The 20,942-nt window shown below is 50.7% G+C and carries 24 protein-coding genes; 16 read left to right on the forward strand and 8 right to left on the reverse strand.

Annotated elements, in window-relative coordinates; translation table 11 throughout:
- Nucleotides 1-255 precede the first annotated feature (255 nt).
- The 4 genes from modA to DFR42_RS16420 are packed head-to-tail and all read left to right on the forward strand — an operon-like array spanning nucleotide 256 to nucleotide 3,232.
- Nucleotides 256-1,014, forward strand: a complete 759-nt coding sequence (gene modA / locus DFR42_RS16405) for a molybdate ABC transporter substrate-binding protein (protein ID WP_110256091.1) — start codon at nucleotides 256-258, stop codon at nucleotides 1,012-1,014.
- Between the two features lie 15 nt (nucleotides 1,015-1,029).
- Nucleotides 1,030-1,704, forward strand: coding sequence for a molybdate ABC transporter permease subunit (gene modB / locus DFR42_RS16410; RefSeq protein WP_110256092.1), 675 nt, complete (start codon nucleotides 1,030-1,032; stop codon nucleotides 1,702-1,704).
- Nucleotides 1,705-1,713: 9 nt separating this feature from the next.
- Nucleotides 1,714-2,397 carry an ABC transporter ATP-binding protein gene (locus tag DFR42_RS16415; RefSeq protein ID WP_110256259.1) on the forward strand — a complete coding sequence of 228 codons (684 nt, stop codon included), beginning with the start codon at nucleotides 1,714-1,716 and terminating at the stop codon, nucleotides 2,395-2,397.
- A gap of 22 nt (nucleotides 2,398-2,419) precedes the next feature.
- Entirely contained in the window at nucleotides 2,420-3,232 is an 813-nt protein-coding gene (locus DFR42_RS16420; RefSeq protein ID WP_110256093.1) for a TOBE domain-containing protein, read from the forward strand.
- A gap of 48 nt (nucleotides 3,233-3,280) precedes the next feature.
- Here DFR42_RS16420 and DFR42_RS16425 read toward each other — a convergent pair whose 3' ends face one another.
- A complete protein-coding gene (locus tag DFR42_RS16425; RefSeq protein ID WP_146218868.1) occupies nucleotides 3,281-4,021 on the reverse strand; it encodes a hypothetical protein in 741 nt (246 codons plus the stop codon).
- A 74-nt stretch (nucleotides 4,022-4,095) separates the two neighbouring features.
- Nucleotides 4,096-6,258: a gluconolaconase gene (locus tag DFR42_RS16430; protein WP_170133555.1), complete on the reverse strand. Its 2,163-nt coding sequence runs from the start codon at nucleotides 6,256-6,258 to the stop codon at nucleotides 4,096-4,098.
- 163 nt (nucleotides 6,259-6,421) lie between these two features.
- Here DFR42_RS16430 and DFR42_RS16435 point away from each other — a divergent pair, with 163 nt between their 5' ends.
- The 3 genes from DFR42_RS16435 to DFR42_RS16445 all read left to right on the forward strand — a co-directional run bounded on the left by DFR42_RS16435 (nucleotide 6,422) and on the right by DFR42_RS16445 (nucleotide 8,902).
- The gene (locus tag DFR42_RS16435; protein ID WP_110256096.1) at nucleotides 6,422-7,132 is read left to right on the forward strand and encodes a glutathione S-transferase N-terminal domain-containing protein; all 711 of its coding nucleotides are present in this window, start codon (nucleotides 6,422-6,424) and stop codon (nucleotides 7,130-7,132) included.
- A 133-nt stretch (nucleotides 7,133-7,265) separates the two neighbouring features.
- Nucleotides 7,266-7,649 (forward strand): YciI family protein, encoded by a 384-nt coding sequence (locus DFR42_RS16440; RefSeq protein ID WP_110256097.1) that lies wholly within the window; start codon nucleotides 7,266-7,268, stop codon nucleotides 7,647-7,649.
- Nucleotides 7,631-8,902, forward strand: a complete 1,272-nt coding sequence (locus DFR42_RS16445; protein WP_110256098.1) for an RNA polymerase sigma factor — start codon at nucleotides 7,631-7,633, stop codon at nucleotides 8,900-8,902. The genes DFR42_RS16440 and DFR42_RS16445 overlap by 19 nt, the downstream gene beginning before the upstream one ends.
- Here the strand turns inward: DFR42_RS16445 and DFR42_RS16450 are convergent.
- The gene (locus DFR42_RS16450; protein WP_146218869.1) at nucleotides 8,896-9,543 is read right to left on the reverse strand and encodes an amino acid ABC transporter substrate-binding protein; all 648 of its coding nucleotides are present in this window, start codon (nucleotides 9,541-9,543) and stop codon (nucleotides 8,896-8,898) included. The genes DFR42_RS16445 and DFR42_RS16450 overlap by 7 nt on opposite strands.
- Before the next feature lie 196 nt (nucleotides 9,544-9,739).
- Between DFR42_RS16450 and can the strand changes: the two genes are divergently transcribed.
- The 5 genes from can (at nucleotide 9,740) to DFR42_RS16475 (ending at nucleotide 13,246) form a co-directional block, all read left to right on the forward strand.
- Complete coding sequence (gene can, locus DFR42_RS16455; protein WP_110256100.1) at nucleotides 9,740-10,417, forward strand: carbonate dehydratase; 678 nt, start codon at nucleotides 9,740-9,742, stop codon at nucleotides 10,415-10,417.
- Between the two features lie 83 nt (nucleotides 10,418-10,500).
- The gene (locus tag DFR42_RS16460) at nucleotides 10,501-10,656 is read left to right on the forward strand and encodes a DUF2256 domain-containing protein (protein ID WP_110256101.1); all 156 of its coding nucleotides are present in this window, start codon (nucleotides 10,501-10,503) and stop codon (nucleotides 10,654-10,656) included.
- A gap of 26 nt (nucleotides 10,657-10,682) precedes the next feature.
- Nucleotides 10,683-12,266, forward strand: coding sequence for a cryptochrome/photolyase family protein (locus DFR42_RS16465; RefSeq protein ID WP_110256260.1), 1,584 nt, complete (start codon nucleotides 10,683-10,685; stop codon nucleotides 12,264-12,266).
- 30 nt (nucleotides 12,267-12,296) lie between these two features.
- On the forward strand, nucleotides 12,297-12,536 hold the full coding sequence (locus DFR42_RS16470) for a TIGR02450 family Trp-rich protein (RefSeq protein WP_110256102.1): 240 nt from the start codon (nucleotides 12,297-12,299) through the stop codon (nucleotides 12,534-12,536).
- Nucleotides 12,536-13,246, forward strand: a complete 711-nt coding sequence (locus DFR42_RS16475) for an SDR family NAD(P)-dependent oxidoreductase (RefSeq protein ID WP_110256261.1) — start codon at nucleotides 12,536-12,538, stop codon at nucleotides 13,244-13,246. Before DFR42_RS16470 ends, DFR42_RS16475 begins: the two co-directional genes overlap by 1 nt.
- 4 nt (nucleotides 13,247-13,250) lie before the next feature.
- Here DFR42_RS16475 and DFR42_RS16480 read toward each other — a convergent pair whose 3' ends face one another.
- The gene (locus DFR42_RS16480; protein WP_110256103.1) at nucleotides 13,251-13,868 is read right to left on the reverse strand and encodes a nitroreductase family protein; all 618 of its coding nucleotides are present in this window, start codon (nucleotides 13,866-13,868) and stop codon (nucleotides 13,251-13,253) included.
- 37 nt (nucleotides 13,869-13,905) lie between these two features.
- Complete coding sequence (locus tag DFR42_RS16485; RefSeq protein ID WP_245936995.1) at nucleotides 13,906-14,787, reverse strand: EamA family transporter; 882 nt, start codon at nucleotides 14,785-14,787, stop codon at nucleotides 13,906-13,908.
- Nucleotides 14,788-14,952: 165 nt separating this feature from the next.
- Between DFR42_RS16485 and DFR42_RS16490 the strand changes: the two genes are divergently transcribed.
- From DFR42_RS16490 to DFR42_RS16500, 3 genes are all read left to right on the forward strand, one after another.
- Entirely contained in the window at nucleotides 14,953-15,456 is a 504-nt protein-coding gene (locus DFR42_RS16490) for a MarR family winged helix-turn-helix transcriptional regulator (RefSeq protein WP_110256104.1), read from the forward strand.
- A gap of 19 nt (nucleotides 15,457-15,475) precedes the next feature.
- On the forward strand, nucleotides 15,476-16,096 hold the full coding sequence (locus DFR42_RS16495; protein WP_110256105.1) for a tetratricopeptide repeat protein: 621 nt from the start codon (nucleotides 15,476-15,478) through the stop codon (nucleotides 16,094-16,096).
- Between the two features lie 319 nt (nucleotides 16,097-16,415).
- On the forward strand, nucleotides 16,416-17,297 hold the full coding sequence (locus tag DFR42_RS16500; protein WP_110256106.1) for a caspase family protein: 882 nt from the start codon (nucleotides 16,416-16,418) through the stop codon (nucleotides 17,295-17,297).
- A gap of 34 nt (nucleotides 17,298-17,331) precedes the next feature.
- Here DFR42_RS16500 and DFR42_RS16505 read toward each other — a convergent pair whose 3' ends face one another.
- The 3 genes from DFR42_RS16505 to DFR42_RS16515 form a co-directional block, all read right to left on the reverse strand.
- Complete coding sequence (locus DFR42_RS16505; RefSeq protein WP_110256107.1) at nucleotides 17,332-17,685, reverse strand: carboxypeptidase-like regulatory domain-containing protein; 354 nt, start codon at nucleotides 17,683-17,685, stop codon at nucleotides 17,332-17,334.
- A 308-nt stretch (nucleotides 17,686-17,993) separates the two neighbouring features.
- A complete protein-coding gene (locus tag DFR42_RS16510) occupies nucleotides 17,994-18,791 on the reverse strand; it encodes a hypothetical protein (RefSeq protein ID WP_110256108.1) in 798 nt (265 codons plus the stop codon).
- Nucleotides 18,792-18,942: 151 nt separating this feature from the next.
- Nucleotides 18,943-19,554 carry a TetR/AcrR family transcriptional regulator gene (locus DFR42_RS16515; RefSeq protein WP_110256109.1) on the reverse strand — a complete coding sequence of 204 codons (612 nt, stop codon included), beginning with the start codon at nucleotides 19,552-19,554 and terminating at the stop codon, nucleotides 18,943-18,945.
- A 211-nt stretch (nucleotides 19,555-19,765) separates the two neighbouring features.
- On the opposite strand from DFR42_RS16515, the gene DFR42_RS16520 reads away from it, so the two are divergent.
- Nucleotides 19,766-20,860: an MBL fold metallo-hydrolase gene (locus tag DFR42_RS16520; protein WP_245936996.1), complete on the forward strand. Its 1,095-nt coding sequence runs from the start codon at nucleotides 19,766-19,768 to the stop codon at nucleotides 20,858-20,860.
- The last annotated feature ends 82 nt before the right edge of the window (nucleotides 20,861-20,942 follow it).

Consider the following 20,942-nt stretch of genomic DNA (forward strand, 5'->3'; position numbering starts at 1 on the left):
TAAGATGGCAATCGCGAATACCCTGTCGGGAGAGGCAGGCAGTCGCTAAGATTCAGATTTTTGCCCAAAAGACAATTTTGTAAACTCTTGCGGTTTTGCCCACACCTCATGGAATTGCATGACTTTTGCGCAGAGATGTCAGGAATTGAGTATTTTCGTGACGCATATCAAGTATTCAAATCTGCTTATTTCTCAGTCGCTATATATAAGTGTATATTACGCTTCTTGTTCGACACTTATTCTTCTGGATACCTCATGCAAATCAAGACCATGGGCAAACTCATTGCCAGCATTGCTTTCTGCACAATTTCTGCTGCCAGCCTTGCCGCAGAAGTCACAGTCTCTGCCGCTGCCAGCCTGACCAATGCCTTCAAGGAAATCGCACAAAATTATCAGTCGCAATATCCTGAAGCCAAGGTCTCGCTGAACTTTGGTGCGTCCGGTGCGCTCTTGCAACAAATTGCCAAAGGCGCACCGGTTGATGTGTTTGCCTCGGCAGATCAGGAGAGCATGGATGAAGCGCAAAAGCAGGGACTGGTGATTCCTGCCGACCGCCGTGATTTCGTTAAAAATACCCTGGTGCTGATTGCGCCCGTAGACAGTACCTTGTCCATCAAGCGCCTGGAAGACCTGAACCAGGCTGGCGTCAAGCGTATTGCCATTGGCAACCCAGCCAGCGTGCCAGTCGGGCGCTATACCCAGCATGCGCTGACGGCTGCAAAACTCTGGCCTGCGCTGGAAGCCAAGGCCATCTATACCCAGAACGTGCGCCAGTCGCTGGACTATGTTGCCCGTGGCGAAGTCGAGAGTGGTTTTGTCTATGCCACAGATGCTGCCATCATGAAGGACAAGGTCAAAGTGGTCATGGATGTAGCGCTGGATATGCCTGTCACTTATCCTGTTGCTAAAATCAAGGCCAGCAGCAATGCTGAAGAAGCCAAACGCTTTATCGCCTTTTTGTTCTTGCCGCAAAGTCAGGCTATCCTGACGAAATACGGTTTTCAGAAGCCGTAAAAAATAAGGTTATAGATGAATCCAGCATGGACAGCCCTGCTATTGTCATTGAAAGTCGCGGGCTGGGCCACGCTGCTGAATTTGATTTTTGGCATAGGCGTGGGGTATCTGCTGGCACGCAAACGCTTTCCTGGCCGTGACCTGCTCGATACCATACTGACCCTGCCCATGGTCATGCCACCGACGGTACTTGGTTATTACCTGCTGGTCTTGCTGGGGCGGCGTAGCGCGCTGGGTGCATGGCTGCAAGATCATTTTGGTTTCAGTTTCATTTTTACCTGGCAGGGCGCTGTCATTGCCGCAGCCATCGTTGCTTTCCCGCTGGTATTCAAACCGGCAAGGGCTGCCTTTGAAGCGGTAGATGGACAACTGGAGCAGGCCGCCAGAGTATTGGGTACTCCTGAAATGGCAATCTTTTTCCGCGTGACTTTGCCACTGGCATGGCGCGGCATACTGGCGGGCGTCTTGCTGGCCTTTGCCCGCGCCCTCGGTGAGTTTGGTGCAACCCTGATGGTGGCGGGCAGCATACCCGGCAAGACTCAGACTTTGTCGATTGCGGTTTATGAAGCAGTGCAGGCCGGGCAGGACGATGTTGCCAATACCCTGGTCTTGCTGACCTCGGCAGTCTGTATTGCAGTCTTGCTGCTGGCGGGCAAGCTGGCACCTGGCCGCATCGCCAACCGCATGTGAAAGGACATGATGCAATTTGACCTGCACATACACAAGCGCCTGCAATCTGGCCAGCGCAGTTTTGAACTTGATGTCGTGGTTCGCAGCGACAGCCAGCGTCTCGTCATACTCGGGCCGTCCGGTGCAGGCAAGAGCCTGGTGCTCAAAGCCATTGCCGGTTTGATGACACCCGATACTGGTTATATCCATGTGGCGGGTAATACCCTGTTCGACCAGACAGCTCGCATCAACCTGCCGCCACAGCGTCGGCAACTGGCTTATCTGTTCCAGGACTATGCCCTGTTCCCGCATCTGAACGTTGCACAGAATATTGCCTTTGGTCTCAGTCAGGGCTGGCGCAACCCATCTGCCAAAGTGCAGGATGAAAAAGTAGACTACTGGCTGGAAGCCCTGCAGATAAAAGCCCTGGCCAGGCAAATGCCACATGAATTATCAGGCGGACAAAAACAGAGGACAGCCCTGGCCCGCGCCCTGATCGCCGAGCCGCGTGCACTTTTGCTTGATGAGCCTTTCGCTGCCCTCGACCAGCCCCTGCGCATCAGTATGCGAAAGGAGCTGGACACGCTGCAAAGGCAGTTGAATATCCCAATGATACTCATCACCCATGATGCAGAAGATGCCCAGGTGTTTGGTGAGCAGGTATTGAATTTGCAGGATGGCAAACTCGTTGATAGCACAATATATGCTGCATGACAGCCAAAAAGGGCATTAACAGATGAATGCAAAGAATAAAGAAATTACCCTGCAGGGCTCAGTCTGGATGACAGTCGACGGAGAAAACCTAGGCGGGCAAAGTCGCATCGCCCTGCTGGCCCAGCTTGCCGAGAGCGGCTCTATCACCCAGGCCGCCAAGGCAGTCAAAATGAGTTATAAAGCTGCCTGGGATGCCATCGACACCATGAATAATCTCGCAGGTGAACCCCTGGTGGAACGCCTGACAGGTGGCAAGGGCGGCGGTGGTACAAGACTGACGAAGCGCGGCGAACAACTAGTCAATAATTTCAGGATCATAGAACAGGAACACCGCGACTTCATCGCCCAGCTAGACCGGCAGGCCGTGGGCATTGCCGACGACTTTTTACTCATCAGGAAAATGAATATGAAAACCAGCGCACGCAACCAGTTCCTCGGCAAAGTCAGCCAGGTCAAACCCGGTGCCATCAATGATGAAATTGAACTTGAAATAGCCGGCGGCCAAAAGATTGTCGCCATCATTACGCATGAAAGCACGCAGGAACTGGGTTTGCAAATCGGGGCAGAAGCCTTTGCGTTGATCAAAGCGTCTTCCATCATACTCATGGAAGAAGACCGCAAAGCCAGGCTCTCCGCCCGCAACCAGCTCACAGGCAACATCAGCCGAATTCTGCCAGGCGCAGTCAATACCGAAGTGGTGGTCGAATTGGCAGGTGGCGCGACTCTGGCTGCCATCATCACCAATGAAAGTGCGACCAGCATGGGCCTCGTCGTAGGCGGCACGGTGACAGGTTTGTTCAAGGCTTCGAGCGTGATTTTGGGCGTGGCGGGTTGATTGCTGGCTGATTTTCAGTGCGAGAGGTGCCAGACCTGGCACCTCACTTCAACGAATAGCACGGGATTGTGTGGTCCGGATAATTTTTCCAGAATACGCGTTGACCAGTATGGATTCCATCTGTGTACTGTAGCCGTTGTCCGATAATATCTTGGTATATCTCCAAGCGAGAGTATCAAGTTCTTTATCGTATTCGAGCCTGACAGTCATGTTTTTCTCGAACATGCTTTTCTTGATGAGGACCTCATTTTCATTGTACTCGAGCTTGTAAGCCATGTTTTTTTCATGAAACCCTTTTTTGGCGATGACGCCCATTAATTCTTTGAAAGAATGAAATACTTGTTTTTCTGTTGAGTTGGCATAAGCGGGCAGATTAATTTCTTCTATTATACTTGCGTCTGATCTGAGTGAAATTTCAACAGGAAAAATGACTTTGGGTGTACCAGGCAGTTCAAAATCGAATTGCAATATATAGGCTGGAATTTCCCATTGATAGTCCTTGGAGTCTGGTTCTTTTTTACGTAACTCTTTTGCGTTTATCACCTGGCCACCTGCAAATTTCAAATGTGCATATTGCGCTTCGCCCAGGCGTTTTTTCAGGTGCTGAATAAGTTTTGCGGCTACAGGCTGTGGGATATCTGCCAGCGATTTTGGTTCTTTCGGTTCGTATTTTCCGAAATAAACACTACCATGTCCACCCGACTCAGGAACAATCTCTGCAAATGCAGGGCAAGTTAGCTGCATCAAAACAGCGAAGAAAAGTAAGCGAGCTATGTGAATATGCTGCATCGTGAAGAATTGGTAATATCTTTAATGTGGTAGGTAATTGTTCAGCGCTTAGTTACTGTGTGCTTACAAAAGCATTACTCCACCGTAAATCTCAAATCACGATTATCCTTCGCCACATTCCCCGCAAAGTCCGCCGCATGGATACGCAAGACATAATTGCCAGGCGCCAGCTTGCTGACATCCCAGCTGCCTTTTTTAGCAATGCCATCCTTGACCGAATTGCTGGCCATGTACAAAAAGCGGGTTTTCTTTGCGCCATGCACCGTGATGCCGCTTTCTTCTGCATACAATAATTTGACCATTTCACGGTCAGGTGGCAGGGCATTGAATTCCATGGTCATACGCGGGCTTTCATAGCCGGGCACGGGGCTGCCGTCGGTGTACAAGAGTTGATAACCCAATTGGTACAAGCCCAGACGACGGCGCTTGGCGTTGCCGTCTACCTGGTCATAGGTATCAACGACGATGCCATAATCCTTGACCTGGCTAGACAGGAGCAGTCGGCCTTGCTGTTTGTCCTTGATCTCTTTACCGCTGCCATCAACGATAGTGATGTCTTCTATCTCAGGTGCGACGGTATCTACCAGGCCGGGGAAGTTCAGTTGCAGCGGATTGATTTTGAGGCCCGCGTGATTATGTTCCAGATGCACATGGAACATGCGGTTGATACTGCCCAGTGCGTCGCCAGTCTTGAAGCGGGTGCCGCGCCTGACACGCACTGCATAGGCTTTGCCTTCTGCATTAGTCTGTAGCTGAAATTTATCGTCATCAATCAGCACATCTTTGGCAGTGCGCCCTACCTTCATGTGAATGTAAGCCATGCTGTCTAGCTTGATGCCTTCGCTGAGACCAGAGTAGCCCCAGCTACTGCTGGTGCCGCGCACTTTTTCGCTGGCGATGGCATACACGGTTGTGCCCATGTTTGCCTGCACATCAAGTCCTCCATGGAAGTGATCACGGCTTTCGCCATCATAGTTGCCACGTACTTCACCCATGGTGCCGACGACTTCATGCGGTGATTTTTGTGGCTTGATGGGCCATGGGTAGGATTTGATCTCGTCATCAAGACGGGTATTTTTTATTTCCTGCATAGTGGCTGGCGCTGCCGGTTTTTGTCCGGCCATGCTGTCAGGCATGCCTTTGCTATGCAGGCTCACCAATTGCAGGCGGGCGGAATCGCTGACCAGCAGGCCACCTTTGCCATTCAGCGCTATGCCAGTCGGCTGCAAGAAGCGTATGGCCTTTTCATCCCCAGCTTCAAAATTGATACCCACACCAGTCACGCCACGCATTTCACCTGTGGGAGAAATCTGTATGATGCGCCCCTTGCCGCCTTCGCCCACGTACAGATGATCGTCGTATGTCGAAATGATGCTCAAAGGGCGGCGCATCAGGGGCTTGTCTTCATCATCCAGTGCACGGGCCAGGGTGGTAACTAACCCATCCTTGCTCAGCCTGCGTATGGCGTCATTTTTGCTGTCGGTGATGAGGATGTCGCCCTTGCTATTGATTGCCAGCCCTGTAGGCGTATCAAACAGCGCAGCGGCCGCCTCGCCATCCAGATAGCCAGAGCCATTGCCTCCGGCGAGTGTGCTGACCTGGCCATCCGGGCTGATCTTGCGTATGCGGTCATTATAGGTATCGGCCACATAAATATTGCCAGCCGCATCCACGGCTATACCAACCGGGCCATTGAATTGTGCCTCAGCACCTGTACCATCACGATGGCCGGGTTCGCCATTGCCTGCCAATGTCGTCACCATGCCTTCAGGGCTGATACTGCGTATCGCGTGATTGCCTGTATCCGCCACCAGCAAATTACCCTTGCCATCCAGCGCAATGCCAGACGGCGTATTGAAAGCTGCCAGATCAGCCTTGCCATCGGCAAAGCCTTCTACAGAACCAGCATAGGGCGCAACTGCACCATCAACGCCGATCTTCAAAATCTGGTTATGTTCACCCGCATCACTGACAAAAATAGTGCCTTGTTTGTCTATAGCGACCGCATAAGGGTCAGAGAAATAACTGCTGTCGACATCGGGTACACCTGCGTGCACGTCCAGTTCGGCTTGCCAGTCAAAGGAAGTCGGAGCAGGTTTGTTGATCACGCCCACTTTCGCCAGCAGGTCTTCAGGCGCAATATTGCTGCTGCTTTTGCTCAAATAGCGTGCCAGTCCCAGGACGATGGCGATCAATGCGATAACAAACAGCAGTCGTATAAAAATGGTCCTGAGCATGGGGCTAATCATTGGATTACGGCACAAGTCGTGCAGCTTAGCCCAAATACCTGACTCTTGCCATCAGCTATATTGCAGCCCTGCGCAGAAATTTCATAAATGGATTAGCATCTGGTTTCTGCGCCTCAAGGCTGCCTTTAGATCAACCCAGGAAGGAAACACCATGTCCAGCTCTGTCATCAGCAATTTTCCCATCAATCAAAAATGGCCAGCACAACATCCTGAACGCCTGCAACTGTATTCACTGCCGACACCGAATGGCGTCAAAGTCTCCATCATGCTGGAAGAAATTGGCCTGCCGTATGAAACACATCTGGTCAATTTTGAGACCAATGACCAGACCTCGCCAGAATTTTTGTCGCTGAACCCGAATAATAAAATCCCCGCCATCATTGACCCGCAAGGCCCAGGCGATAAACCACTGGCCCTGTTTGAATCCGGTGCCATCCTGCTGTATCTGGCAGACAAGACCGGGCAGTGCATCCCCACTGATGCGGCAAAGCGTTATGAATGCATACAATGGCTGATGTTCCAGATGGGTGGCATAGGCCCCATGTTTGGTCAGCTTGGCTTCTTCAATAAGTTCGCAGGAAAAACTTACGAAGACAAACGCCCGCGCGATCGTTACGTGGCAGAATCCAAACGCCTGCTGTCTGTAGTCAACCAGCGCCTGACTGATCGCAAGTGGATCATGGGTGATACCTACACTATCGCAGACATTGCCATCTTCCCCTGGATACGCAATCTCATTGGCTTTTACGAAGCGGGTGAACTTGTGGGCATAAATGACTTCCCGCATGTGCAGCGCGCCCTGGCCGAGTTTGTCGGGCGTCCTGCGGTGCAAAGAGGCTTGTTGATACCGGCGCGCGGATAATAAAACTTCATCTTGTATTGTTATCCGATTAAACCTATAAAATATTTTTGGCGCTTTGTCGATTTGCCTGTATCCCAAACGTCATTGTCATGACGGCGCATCCTGCCCGTTGACTATTGAAGAGGAGAAAGTCATGCAATACATGTTATTGATCGCTGCAAATGAAGCCGAAGAGCAACAAATTCCTGATGCCGACATGGTACAGATGATTGCCGCCTATGGTGCCTATACTGAAGCGTTGATACAGGCAGGCGCGCTGGTAGCTGGTGAGCGTTTGCGTGAGTCGACCAAGGCAACCACGGTACGTGTGCGTGAAGGCAAGACCACGGTGCTGGACGGCCCTTATGCCGAGGCCAAGGAACAACTGGGTGGCTTTTACATCATCGATGTGGCCGACCTCGATGCAGCCTTGCACTGGGCGGCGCGTTGCCCGGGTGCTGCTTATGGTTCTATCGAAGTCAGACCGATCTGGCCTACAGAAAACATGTCTGGCGACGAATGCACGGCAGCAGCCTGACTGTTGCTGGCGAAGTAGAAAAGGCTGCGAAGGTAGCACAGGCAGCCGAGGCAGCCGCCCGTAACAGTTATGGGCGGCTGGTTGCTATCCTGTCGGCACGTTCGCATGACGTGGCCTGGGCAGAAGATGCCCTGTCCACGGCTTTTGAAAATGCCCTGCAATACTGGCCGCAGACTGGCATACCGGCAAAGCCAGAAGCCTGGTTATTGACCGTGGCCAGACGTGCCATGATCGATGGTGCCCGCCAGCGGCAAACCCGGGCAGCAGCCTTGCCAGATTTACTCTTGCTCAGCGATGAGTTGATGGAGGAGGTCGACAGCGCTGCTATACCCGACCAGCGCCTGGCCCTGATGTTTGCCTGCGCCCATCCAGCCATTGATGCCAGCATGCGGGCACCGCTGATTTTACAAACCATACTGGGCCTGGACGCGGCAGCCATAGCCTCAGCCTTTCTGGTGTCGCCCGCCACCATGGCACAAAGGCTGGTGCGGGCGAAAGCCAAGATACGTGACTCTGGCATTCCCTTATTGATACCCGACCAGAGCGTCATCACAGCAAGACTGGATGCCATCAACGATGCCATCTATGCCGTTTATACCGCAGGCTGGGCAGATCTTGCAGGCGCAGAAGGGCAAACCAGTCTGGCAGATGAGGCCATCTGGCTGGCCGATTTATTGGCTGCCCTGAAACCGGATGAACCAGAATCCCTGGGTTTGCTTGCACTCATGCTGTATACAGAATCACGACGGCCCGCCAGGCGTGATGCCAGTGGTGAGTATGTGCCACTGGCTCAGCAAGATACCCAGCTCTGGGATGGCAAACTGATACACGCCGCTGAAAAAATCCTGAAACGTGCCAGTGTCTTGCAACAGGCAGGGCGTTATCAACTGGAAGCCGCCATACAATCTGCCCATGTTGCCCGGCGCTTTAGTGGGCAGACGGACTGGCCAGCCATAGTGCAACTCTATGCGCAGTTGATGCGTATGACTGATTCGCCGGTAGTCGCCATCAACCATGCCATCGCCGTGGCAGAAACCCTTGGCCCGCAAGTAGCGCTGGATATATTGCCCACGGTACAGGTACAGCCGCGTCTGCAAAATTATCAGGCTTACTGGGCGGCGCGGGCGCATTTGCTAAGAAGTGCGGGTGAGGTGGAGCAGGCCCGACAGGCTTATGATATTGCCATAGGGCTGGAACCGGATGCAGCAGTACGGCGCTTTTTACAAAAACAGCGCTCCAGTCTGGATCAGTGATTTTTGCGTAACATGATTTCCAGCTTGTTTGCCAGGGCCGCATGTTTTTTATGCAGGTAGTGGTAGAGCGGGGTGGTGCTGATTGCTGGTGTCAGCATATGTACCGTGCCTTCCAGCCCCATTTCTTTCACCAGCTGCAAGCCAGCCTGTTCATCAATGACGATCAGCTCTACTCTCTTATTCAACATTTGCCGGAAGGCTGCCTTGATATTTTGTTCGGCATGGCCGGTACTAAACCCCTGGGTGTTTTGTTCTATAAGCTTGGTGCCGGTTTCATATGAAAAACTGTGTTCACGCAAACTGTCCCAGCCCTTATCAACATCTATGCTTTTACTCAGGGCAAAAGCGACTGTGTTGGTGGTCGCCAGTGGCACCAGAATTTGCAAGAGATTAGGGTATTCCACACTCAGCCCTGCCTTGCGCATGAGTTCACCATCCAGTCGTCCGTTATTTGATTCTTGCAAGGCGCGGTTGCCGGGCAGGTTGACGAACTCAAGCTGCACGCCCAGCTTTTTATATTGTTCAGTCAGATAGGCAGCCGCGGCTTTTTCCATGGGGCCACCCTGACCAAAAGTGGCAATACGCAAGCTTTTTTGCTGCGCCTTGGCAGTGACAGGGGCTGTGACGCCGAGGCAAAACATGCCAAATGCATAAAGCCAAATTACGATTGTCTTGCCTGAGATCATGCCTGAACTCCATCTCCATCACTGGAAGTTTGTTTCTTGCAAGGATTGCCATGTCAGATCGACCATGCCAGATTAGCATGTCAGGATATATTATGCAGGCAAACGCCAATACGGTTAGAATCTCGCCTGTCTAAAATAAATGGGCGAGAGCATGAACGCAACAAGCAACACTGGATTGACTCCACAGCAATTATTTGAAAACAACCGCAACTGGGCTGCTGCCATTACGGCAAAAGATGCTGATTTCTTCAAGAAACTTGCTGCACAGCAAAGCCCTGAATACTTATGGATAGGCTGCTCTGACAGCCGCGTTCCAGCAAATGAATTACTTGGCCTCTTGCCCGGCGAATTATTTGTCCACCGCAATATTGCCAACGTCGTTGTTCACTCTGACCTGAATTGCCTGTCTGTATTGCAATTCGCGATAGAAGTGCTGCAAGTCAAACATATCATCATCTGCGGCCATTATGGTTGCTCAGGTGTACATGCCGCATTGACCAAGCGCCGTGTTGGCCTGGCCGATAACTGGTTGCGCCATGTACAGGACGTGCATCAAAAGCATGAAAAATACCTGGGTGAGGCACTGTCTTTGCAGCAACAAAGCGAACGCCTGTGCGAATTGAATGTCATTGAACAAGTCGTCAACCTGTGCCAGACCACCATCGTGCAAGATGCCTGGGACCGTGGTCAGCCAGTAACCGTACATGGTTGGGTATATGGCTTGCGTGATGGTTTGCTCAGTGAACTGGGCATGACAGTCAGCTCTGCTGACGAACTGGCACCGCATCTGGAATCCAGTCTGGCACGTTATGATGAAGTAGCAAAATAAGCGGTAAGCATTATAGATGGCTGCATAATGCAGCTATCTACACATTTGCATGATCGCGGTATCTTCTTGCAGAGGCTATCCAAATGAAGATGCGAAAAAAATCAGACTTGCCCAGCAAACTTTGCCAGACTTGCGGCTTGCCATTCAACTGGCGCAAAAAGTGGGAGAAAGTCTGGGACGAGGTCAAGTACTGTTCCCAGCGTTGCCGCAGCAATGGTAATAGCAAGCCTCAGGCTTGAGCGCTGTTACCAAATTGGAATACGCCATGCAATCTGCTGTACCCAATATATCCACTGCATCCAAAACCGCCACTACAGCCGCGACGACTTTGCGCCTGATCCTGGGTGATCAGCTCAATCCTGAACATAGCTGGTTCAGTAAAATTTCTGACGATGTGGTTTACGTCATGATGGAAATCCGTCAAGAGACAGATTACGTCCTCCATCATGCGCAAAAAATTATCGCCATCTTCGCCGCCATGCGCGAGCTGGCTGAGCAACTCCGGGCTGCTGGTCATCGCCTGCATTATCTGGCGATAAATGATGCGGACAATACGCAATCACTGGCAGCCAATCTCGACTGGCTGCTGGCACGTTATCAATGCAGCCAGTTTGAGTATCAGGAACCTGACGAATTCAGGCTCGATGCACAACTTGCAGCTTACAGCGACGCCAGCAAGATCAACTGCCGCATGCGCAGCAGTGAACACTTTTTTACCCGCCGTGATGAAGCCGCCATCCTGTTTGAAGGCCGCAAGAAATGGTTGATGGAAAATTTCTATCGCCACATGCGCGTCAAGCATCAGGTCTTGCTGGAAGAGGCCAACAAACCAGTCGGCGGCCAGTGGAATTATGACCACGACAACCGCAAAGCCTGGCCAGGCATACCCTGGGAACCGGCAGATTTCCGGCCACGACATGACCATTCAGCCTTGTGGAAAACCATACAGCAGGCAGGCATCAATAGCTTTGGCGAGGCAAATGCAGCTAACTTTTCCTGGCCGCTGAACCGGGCAGAAGCACTGGACCAACTCGATGCCTTTATCCGGCATGCCTTGCCGCATTTTGGTGAATTCCAGGATGCCATGAGCAGCAAGTCATGGCGCTTGTTTCATTCACTGATTTCTTTTGCTCTGAATGTCAAAATGCTGCATCCGCAAGAAGTGGTCAGCAAGGTCGACGCCGCACTCTGGGCAGGTCATGCCGCCTTGCCTGCGGTAGAAGGCTATATACGCCAGATACTGGGCTGGCGCGAATATGTACGTGGTATCTACTGGGCGCAAATGCCCGGCTATGCAGAGCATAATTTCTTTGCGCATGAGGCAGAATTACCTTCATGGTTCTGGACTGGCAAAACAAAAATGCGTTGCCTCTCCAGCGCCATCACGCAATCGCTGGAACATGCTCATGCCCACCACATACAGCGCCTGATGGTCATCGGCAATTTTGCCTTGCTGGCGGGTCTGCAGCCACAACAGGTACATCGCTGGTATCTGGGTATTTATATTGATGCATTCGAATGGGTAGAGTTACCCAATACACTGGGCATGAGCCAGTTTGCTGATGGTGGCATGCTGGCGACCAAGCCTTATGTATCAGCCGCTGCCTATATCGACAAAATGAGCGACTATTGCAAGGGCTGTCACTACGATAAAAAGCAGCGCACTGGCGATAATGCTTGCCCCTACAATGCCCTGTACTGGGATTTTTTTGCCCGCAATGAAGACAAGTTATCCAGCAACCCGCGCATAGGCATGGTCTACCCGCAACTCAGGAAAATGGATAAAGATGTCTTGCAAGCGCTGCGCGACCGGGCAATAGACATACGTGCCAGACTAGATGATCTTTAAGTAGATGTAGCACCATCTGAAAGCCAAAAAATGAATCCCATACAGCCAAACAAGCTCATGCTATCCAAATGGACTGCAGTGCAGGTCGTTGCAAAGCAAAAGCATTTTCTGGTCAGTAAAGTCTATTTGCCTGAGTTGCAAGAAGGGCAGGTCGTTATTAATGCCCAGGTGGAATTTGTTGAACTCGAAGCCGTGTATACCAAGGCCAAACGCAAGATCGCCTGGCGTGAACTGGCTGACACGACAATGTGGAAGCAAGGATGGGTGTGATGCCAGATACGCTATTACCTTCGTTCCCACAGAATTTCAGGGCATTAATTATCGGCGCATCTGGCGGCATAGGTGCAGCGTTTGTGGACTTGTTGCGCGAGCAAAATAATTGCGCCATCATTGAATGCCTGCACCGCCAAAGCCAGCCAGCACTCGACTTTGTTAATGAAGCCAGCATTGCTGAAGCAGCGTCTGCGATGAAACAGCGTGGCCCTTTTCATCTCATCATCAATGCCACCGGCGTATTGCATACTGCTGACTTTATGCCCGAGAAAAAACTGGCCGATTTGCAGTATGAACAAATGCAGGCGACCTTCCTCGTCAATACTTTTGGTCCGGCCATGCTCCTGCGTCACTTTACTCCCCTGCTCGACAAGCAAAGAGGCGTCATGGCCATGTTGTCCGCCAAGGTTGGCAGCATAGAAGATAACCGCCTTGGCGGCTGGTATAGTTATCGCGCATCCAAGGCGGCGCTGAACATGATGATCAGGACTGCCGCCATAGAACTCAAGCGCACCCATCCCAATGCAGTGTTATTTGCCCTGCATCCCGGCACGGTCAACACCGCATTGTCACAGCCTTTTCGCGGTGCCAGCATAGGCCGCCCTGTGTCACAGGCAGCCAGTGAAATGCTGGCTGTGATCGACAGCATGCAGCCTGCACAATCGGGCGAGTTTTATACCTATGCTGGAGAGACGCTGCCCTGGTAATTCCTCAGATCAGTTGCATCACTTCATGCAACTGCTTGCGCGGTTTTTGCGGCCAGTTGCCTGGCGCCGCATAACCCACCGTGAGCAGCATGACCGGGATTTCTGTCTCATGCAAATCAAATTCACGTGACACCGCATCTGCATCAAAGCCACTCAGGGCGCAAGATGCCAGCCCCTTGCCCTGTGCTGCCAGCATCAGGGTCATCGCCGCCAGTGATGCTGAGCGTAATGCTTCATCCCTTTGCAGCACAGCATTATTAGTATGACTTTGCTCTGCCATGCCTACCCATGTTGTCAGCATTTTGTCATCAATGATTCCGGCATTAACAGCAGGGCGCAAGGCAGGTTCCAGTTGCGTGTGCGCATTCAAGGTGCCGCAGATAATGAAAGTTACAGCAGCATCGTTGACCTTTTGCTGATTAAACGCCGCCGCCTGCAAACGCTGTTTGGCTTCATCGCTGACAACCGCCAAAAATTTCCAGTTCTGGAAGTTATAGGCAGAAGGTGCCAGCGTCGCCAGGCGCACCAGTTCGCTGATCTCGCTATTGCTGAGTTTGCGGCTGGAGTCATAATTATTGGCAGAGACGCGAGACTCGATAATTTCTTGTATGGATGGGTGCATTTTGTTTTCCTTGATGTAGAAGAGAGTGATAAAAATTTTAGGCCTGGCTACGCATACTTTTTTGCACGACGATGACGCTGGCAAGAACGATCAATAAACCCGCCAGTGACATCCCGCGCATGCTTTGATCCAGCACAACCCAGCCCAGGATGACGGCAGTGATAGGGCTTAATAAACCCAGAGAAGACACAGCAACCGGTGACAAGCGCGCTATGCCGCGGAACCACAGGCTGTAAGCCAGCAAGGCACCAGCGATGGACAGATAGGCATAGCCCAGTATCTGCGTCAGATTCAGTGAAGGGAGTGGTGCATCCACCAGCAAGCTCAAAGGCAGCAGGATCAAACCACCCAGTAAAAGCTGCCAGCCGGTGAACGCCAATACCGGCAAACTGCTTTGCCAGCGGCGCGACAAATACGTGCCGCCCGCCATGCAAATCGCCCCTGCTGCTGCAGCAGCCAGACCGACGGCATCCATGACAGCGGTGGCAGACAGCAAAAGCGCCGCCATGCCCAGCACCGCAAAGATGCTGGCCGTGATTGTCACTACCGCTGGCCTGCGTTTGTCCAGCAACCAGGCCATTGCCATGATCAGCAAAGGTTGTATGGAGCCAATGACGGCAGCCATGCCACCCGGCAGGCGATAAGCAGCAATGAACAGCAGCGCCTGGAAGAAACCTATATTCAGTGCAGCCAGCACCAGCAAACGCCCCCATTCACGCGACAAGGGCAGACGCTTGCAAAACAGCACCAGCAAAATCCCGCTGGGCAGGCAGCGCAGCAGGGCGGCTGTAAATGGCCGGTCCGGCGGCAAGAATTGCGTAGTGACGATATAAGTCGAGCCCCAGATGGCAGGTGCCAGTGCAGTCAAGAAGGTATCAAGCCAGAAGTTAAGTCGGGAAGGCATATTTGCAGTTTTCATGATAATGTCTTGAGTTCAAGATAAATCATGGTAGCACAAACTATCTTGATATCAAGATAAATTCCCCATGCCGCGTGTGGTCTTTCAAGGCATGGACAAGGAGGCGCAGCAGCCAGCGCATATAATGGACGCCTGCAAAGAATAAATAATCAGGGAGCAAGCAAGATGGGCGAAAAGACAATGGATGCAGTCGACAAGATACTGGAGCAGTGGCGCAATGCCAGGCCAGACCTCGATTGCAGCCCCATGGAAAACATAGGCCGCCTGCGCCGTTGCAGTGACTTGCTGGGGCGCGAACTGGAAGCCACCTTCAGCAGCTTCGGCATGAGCGCCTGGGAATTCGACATGCTGGCCACGCTGCGACGGTCCAGCGCCACCTTCTGCATGAGCCCGACCGACCTGTTCTCCAAACTCATGGTCACCTCCGGCACCATGACCCACAGACTGCAAAAACTCGAAGCCAGCGGCTGGATACTACGCCTGCAAAACCCCGACGACGCCCGCAGCATGCTGGTGCAATTGACGGATACAGGTAAAGATTTGGTAGACCGTGCGGTGGCTGCTCATGTGGAAAATGAAAGGCGCATCATGTCTGGTTTGAGTGCTGCGGATTTGAAGCGTTTGAATGAAGGGCTGAGGGCGATGCTGGCGGTGTTGGAGAAACAATGAAGTTGAGAAAACCAGGCAAATGACAAAGCAACTGAATACGCAAGACATGATGACGCAGGCGCTTGCTGCATGCGGTGAACTTGACTATAAACATGCACTGCCCTTGCTGGAACAATTGGCTGCTTTGGAAATTCCAGAGGCATGTGTACGCCTGGCTTATATGTATGCAGATGGTAATGACGATGTCGCAAAGGATGAAGCGCTATCGACAATCTGGTACTCAAAATATTTCTTCTTGCTCAGACGCCAAATTCAGGAAGGTGATGCTGGCGCTAGTTATAAATTGGCTAGCAGCTATCAGTATGGAAATGGCATTCAATGCGATGAAAAAAAGGCGGTTGAGTTTTATACCCTGGCAGCCAGCAAAGGGCATTCAGAAGCGCAATTTCATTTGTCCTGTCTATGGAAATATGGATGGTGTGGTTTGAAGGCAAATCCAGAGCAACAGATGTATTGGCTTGATCAGGCTGTGCGGCTTGAACACCCAGAAGCTTTATATACTTTTGGATTGATGTATATGCAGGATGATTTCGACAAAGAACAAGGGCTGCGTTTTATAAGGCGTTCGGCAGAACTTGGATTCTGGGTAGCGGGTGACTACTTGGAAATGATATCTGTTAGTCAGAAAAATCAGAATTGAGGGCTTTATTTCATATCCTGGAAAATTGTGTTCATTAAACCTTCTTGATCAGTCCTAGGGCGTATCACACACGGCATAAATATTCACCCCGGAATCTTGAAACACCATGCAGCACATTGCATTGCGCCCTACGTTAATGAGTTATTAGCAGCGATTTACATGCGTCGGATTCCGCAGGGCTAATTGGACCTACATGGGCTATATGTTTAGTGAAGTAGTTCTGATCCCGAAAAAATAAAAAAGATGGCAACTGCCTTGCACTCAATCCTGTCTTTCGTACAGAATGCAGTAGTTCCAATTCGCCGTGAATCCATACCGCATGAAAAACTTCAAGCTTTCCCTGTTAAGGGCATCCCAAATTTTTGTTAATAGGAATTATTTGAAAGGCTTGGGAGCTTTGTTTTTAAAAGCATCGCAACTCTTCATTAACCGGCATCATCAGGGGATAAAACGCGTTGCACTTCTGATCGGACATCCAGGCTCAATTAATGAGGGAAGTGATGGGTATCTTGGTGGTATTTTAAAAGATTTAGATGCTTACCGAGAATTTCTGCAATCTCCTTTAGGCGGTAAGTGGCAGGAGTATGAAATATTTACACTGCAAAGTCCTCCGAGATATGTAGTGGATATGCATCTCACGCTTGCAAGTACTGCTGACTATGCATTCGTAGTTTTCCTGGCAGATGGAGTTCATGCGCCAGCGGTCGATGCAACTATGCTAAAAATCAATGATAAACAGACGATGCCTGAGCACGAACTTGTCATCCCTGGAGCGAGGCAGACGATCATATTGGACTATTGTCGCAAAAAACAGTCAGTCCAAATTGAGGATGAGTCAGATTCGGCAGAAAATGCACCACTACTTACGTTAGATCATGTGAATAGCCGGAAATTTTTCGATAAAGTCATCATGAAATGTGATCCGGAGACGGTCATTGCGCGTTCAAGTCAACATGGTCAATATGCGTGTGATACGCGTTCATACTCATCACAATTGATCAGGCAGTCAAAGAATTTTGCGCTAAACCTGAAATACGATACTTATGGATATTATCCGCTTTCAATTGCACAGGTACATGTCAGGGCAGCTTCTGTTGTGCGAACACAATCCAATAGACAGCAAATTCCAGTATTGGAGAGAGCGAAAACCAATGACACGTTTCCATTTTGTATTTTGGCATGGAAATTTTCTGACTCTTAGTAAATACGCCGTACATTAACGATAGGCAGATTTATCATTCATGTTCAGGAGTTCGTAATTCTGACTGACTTCCTTTTTTCAGGACTATGGTTTTGCTAACTTTCGATTTGTCGCTGTCGATGGATTCGTAGTACAACTGCTTGCCTTCTTTTGAGACGAGTAAGTTTACATTTTGACTGCCGCCATGCGTCCTTGCATTGAAGAACTCTCCGTTTTTGTCAGTTACAGAATCACTGACCCAATTTGCAAAGATCAACCATACCTTTGCTCCTACGACCGGTGCTCCATTTTCATCTACGACTTTTCCAGAAACCCTCATATGCGAATCGCAGGCAGATAAGCTAAAGAAAAATATCGGACAGAGGATGAGTTGTTTGATTAATTTCATATGAGATGATGTGAATTACTTGGTCTTCGATTCAGTTTTCTGAGAAAACGGTCGGTAGGTACGATTAGCGCAAGCGTAATCGTACGCATGTTGTGCATCACAATAAGTATTTTAGATCGTCATCCTCAAGCTGTCAGAGAAATGCATTTTTTAATTTATGTATAGCACTTATGTTTAACTGAGTTGTTAGCGGCGACTTGCATGCGTCCGATTACGCAAGCTAATCGGACCTACCTGACATACCTATGTTTATGCTCCGCGGCTCACAAAATTCTATCAATCTCTTTATGCGGCCTTGGACTATCGCATCAATAAGCCCTGCTACCCACAGCTTTAGCACGTTGCCCGCTGAATTGTCCTTTTCCAAAACCTGTCAAATTCCAGTGACCAGATACTGCGCCTGTCGCCAGATTGATCTTGCCATCGAAGCTGGCTGAACCGGCAAGGCCTTTTCCTGTCATTTGGACGACACCGTCAGTCGATACCTTGCCAGTAATGGTAAAGCTGCTGTGGGCGGTGCGCGAGTCGGCATTACCGAGAATATTGCCTTGATGGTTAACGTGGATATAAAACGTACCTGTATCAGCGCCTTGATAGCTACCGTAATAATCGCCAAGTATGCCCTGATTGCCAGATTCACTGGCACCACTCTGTGCCGATTCTCTGGCCAGCACTGTTGCCTGTGAGCGCAGCTGCGCAAGACTGATTGAACTTTTGGCAGACGCATCTGCTTCGACACCTGCTTCGATACTTGTTGTGATATCAGTCCTTGATTTTTCTGCCGCCTGAGACGCAGGCAATTTATCGGCTGATGCAGGGCTTGTTGTTGCTGATTTCTTAGCTGGAAGCGGGGTTTCTTTTGGAGGCGTAAGCGGCAGCTTTTGGAGTGCGGGTTTTTCTTGTTCAGTTTTTGGTATCAAGGGATAGGTTTGCTTCGCCACAGAGGTCAGGAAAGTTAGGTCTGTTCCTTTTGCAGCATTATCTGTCTGGCGAGTATTGTGTTGAGACAGTGCCAGGAGCAGCAGTATGTGCATTGCCAGGATGGCAATCAGCGGCCATATGCGGATAGCTGTACCACTATGCAATGATTGCTGTATTGATGTCATTCACATATCCCCTGACTTGACTTGGTTCCTGCATTGAGGGCACCAGGGGCATGATATGACAAATCAGTTTGACATGTTTCTGTCATTTTCTGAGACATGGCATGCGCCAGGTGAAGCAGGGACTAACCGGGCTGCATTTGTACCGCCCGCATCAAGCCACCCCGTAATATCCCAAAAACATCCCCGCCGTCAGTTCTATCAAGACCTTTTGCTGCGGCTCTTCCAGCATGGGTTGTCCCATCGCAACCTGTGGCCAGAAAGCCAGGGACTTGAGTTGTCCTTGCAGCATGTCGCCCATGAAGTAGGGGTCGCCAGCCTTGAGTTTTCCATCGGCCTGTGCTGCCCTGATCCAGGCGACGATGCCTTCTTCGCGTTTGCTCATGCGCTCTACCATGTCGCGGGCGCGGTCCGGCGTGTGGATGGTGGCGGCGACGGCGACGCGTACCAGGTCGATGAAATTGGTGTCGCTCATCAGGCGCATCTTGTTACCAAGGAAAGTTTCCAGCTGTTCGCGCAGGTTTTTATCGGCTTGATAGCGAAAATCATCCTGAGAAACAGCGCTTTGCCACAATTTTAACAATATTGCGGCGAACAAATCGTCTTTACTAGGGAAGTGGTTGTACACCGTGCGTTTTGAGACGACAGCCGTGGCAGCGATCTTGTCCATGCTGGTGGCGTCGAAACCATTGAGGCGAAATTCATGGATAGCTGCCTGCAGGATGGCTTCGCGTTTGCGGTCGGTCTGGCGTACGGGTTCGGACATTTTGTAATTTAAGTAATCTTGACTGGTTTGCAGCGAGAGGCTGCGGATAAAAAGAATTTTACACTAAGTAGTTTACTTTTCTAAATTTAGAAACTACACTGTGTAGTGTAATAATTCGATGCAGTAATCTGCAGTAGTCATCTAGCAATTAATTTGTGAGCCAGTTTTTCATTTTATGCCCAAATTTTCGCGATTTGTATTCAGTCTCTTCATGACAGGAGTGTTGATCACCATGGCCTATGTTTCTTATCCCAGTAATGCCCAGCAGTTACCCACTGTGACCCCACAGCCTGCCATTGAAGGTTTCGTCAACCAGGCACCTATGCGTGAACCTGGCTTGCTGGGCAACCTGAAAATCATGTGGAAGTTTTTCTTCGACAAACCCAGGGACACCGTGCCTGGTGGCAGCATCCCAGTGTTTGAACTGACCAAAGAACAGTTATTGGCTGCGCCAGACTATAGCCTGTATCGCCTCGGCCATTCGACCATGCTGATGAAATTGCAGGGTGAATTCTGGCTGACTGACCCGGTGTTTTCCGAGCGTGCCTCACCTTTCCAGTGGATGGGCCCCAAACGCTTTCACCAGCCACCTATCAGTATTGCTGACCTGCCGCCTATCAAGGGCATCATCCTGTCTCATGATCATTATGATCACCTTGATTACGCCGCTATCCTGCAACTGGCGAAAAAAACTGAACATATCCTGACACCGACAGGTGTGGGTGATCGCCTCATCAAATGGGGTATAGATGCAGACAAAATCCAGCAACTGGGCTGGTGGCAAAGCACCTGGATCAATGGCACGCAGTTTGTCGCCACACCGGCCCAGCATTTCTCTGGCCGTGGCCTGCATGACCGCGACCAGACCCTGTGGGCATCATGGAGCATACTCACGCCTGAGCTGAAAATATTCTTCAGCGGCGACACTGGTTACTTCAAGGGCTTTAAAGAAATAGGCGACAAATACGGCCCCTTCGATCTGACCATGGTAGAAACCGGTGCCTATAACAAGATGTGGCCCGATGTGCATATGCAGCCAGAGCAATCATTGCAAGCGCATATCGATTTACGTGGCAAGGTCATGCTGCCCATCCATAATGGTACGTTTGATTTGTCCATGCATAGCTGGTACGAGCCTTTCGAGCGCATAGTCGAACTCGCCAAACAGCACGATGTGAGGATAAGTACACCGCAAATGGGTGAAGAAGTCGATATCGCTGAACCGCAAACCGGCAAGCGTTGGTGGCTGTTCCCCATGGCGCAAGCGAGCAAGCCTGTGTCCTTGCAGTCTGCGCTGGCGGAATAAGTTCAGACTAGCAAATGAGTGAAGATATTTCTTTGCTTGTTCGATGATCTGGACTTGGCAAACCAGTTCAGGCATTGATCAG

Origin of the sequence: Undibacterium pigrum (genome assembly GCF_003201815.1) — a bacterium.
GTDB lineage: Bacteria > Pseudomonadota > Gammaproteobacteria > Burkholderiales > Burkholderiaceae_D > Undibacterium > Undibacterium pigrum.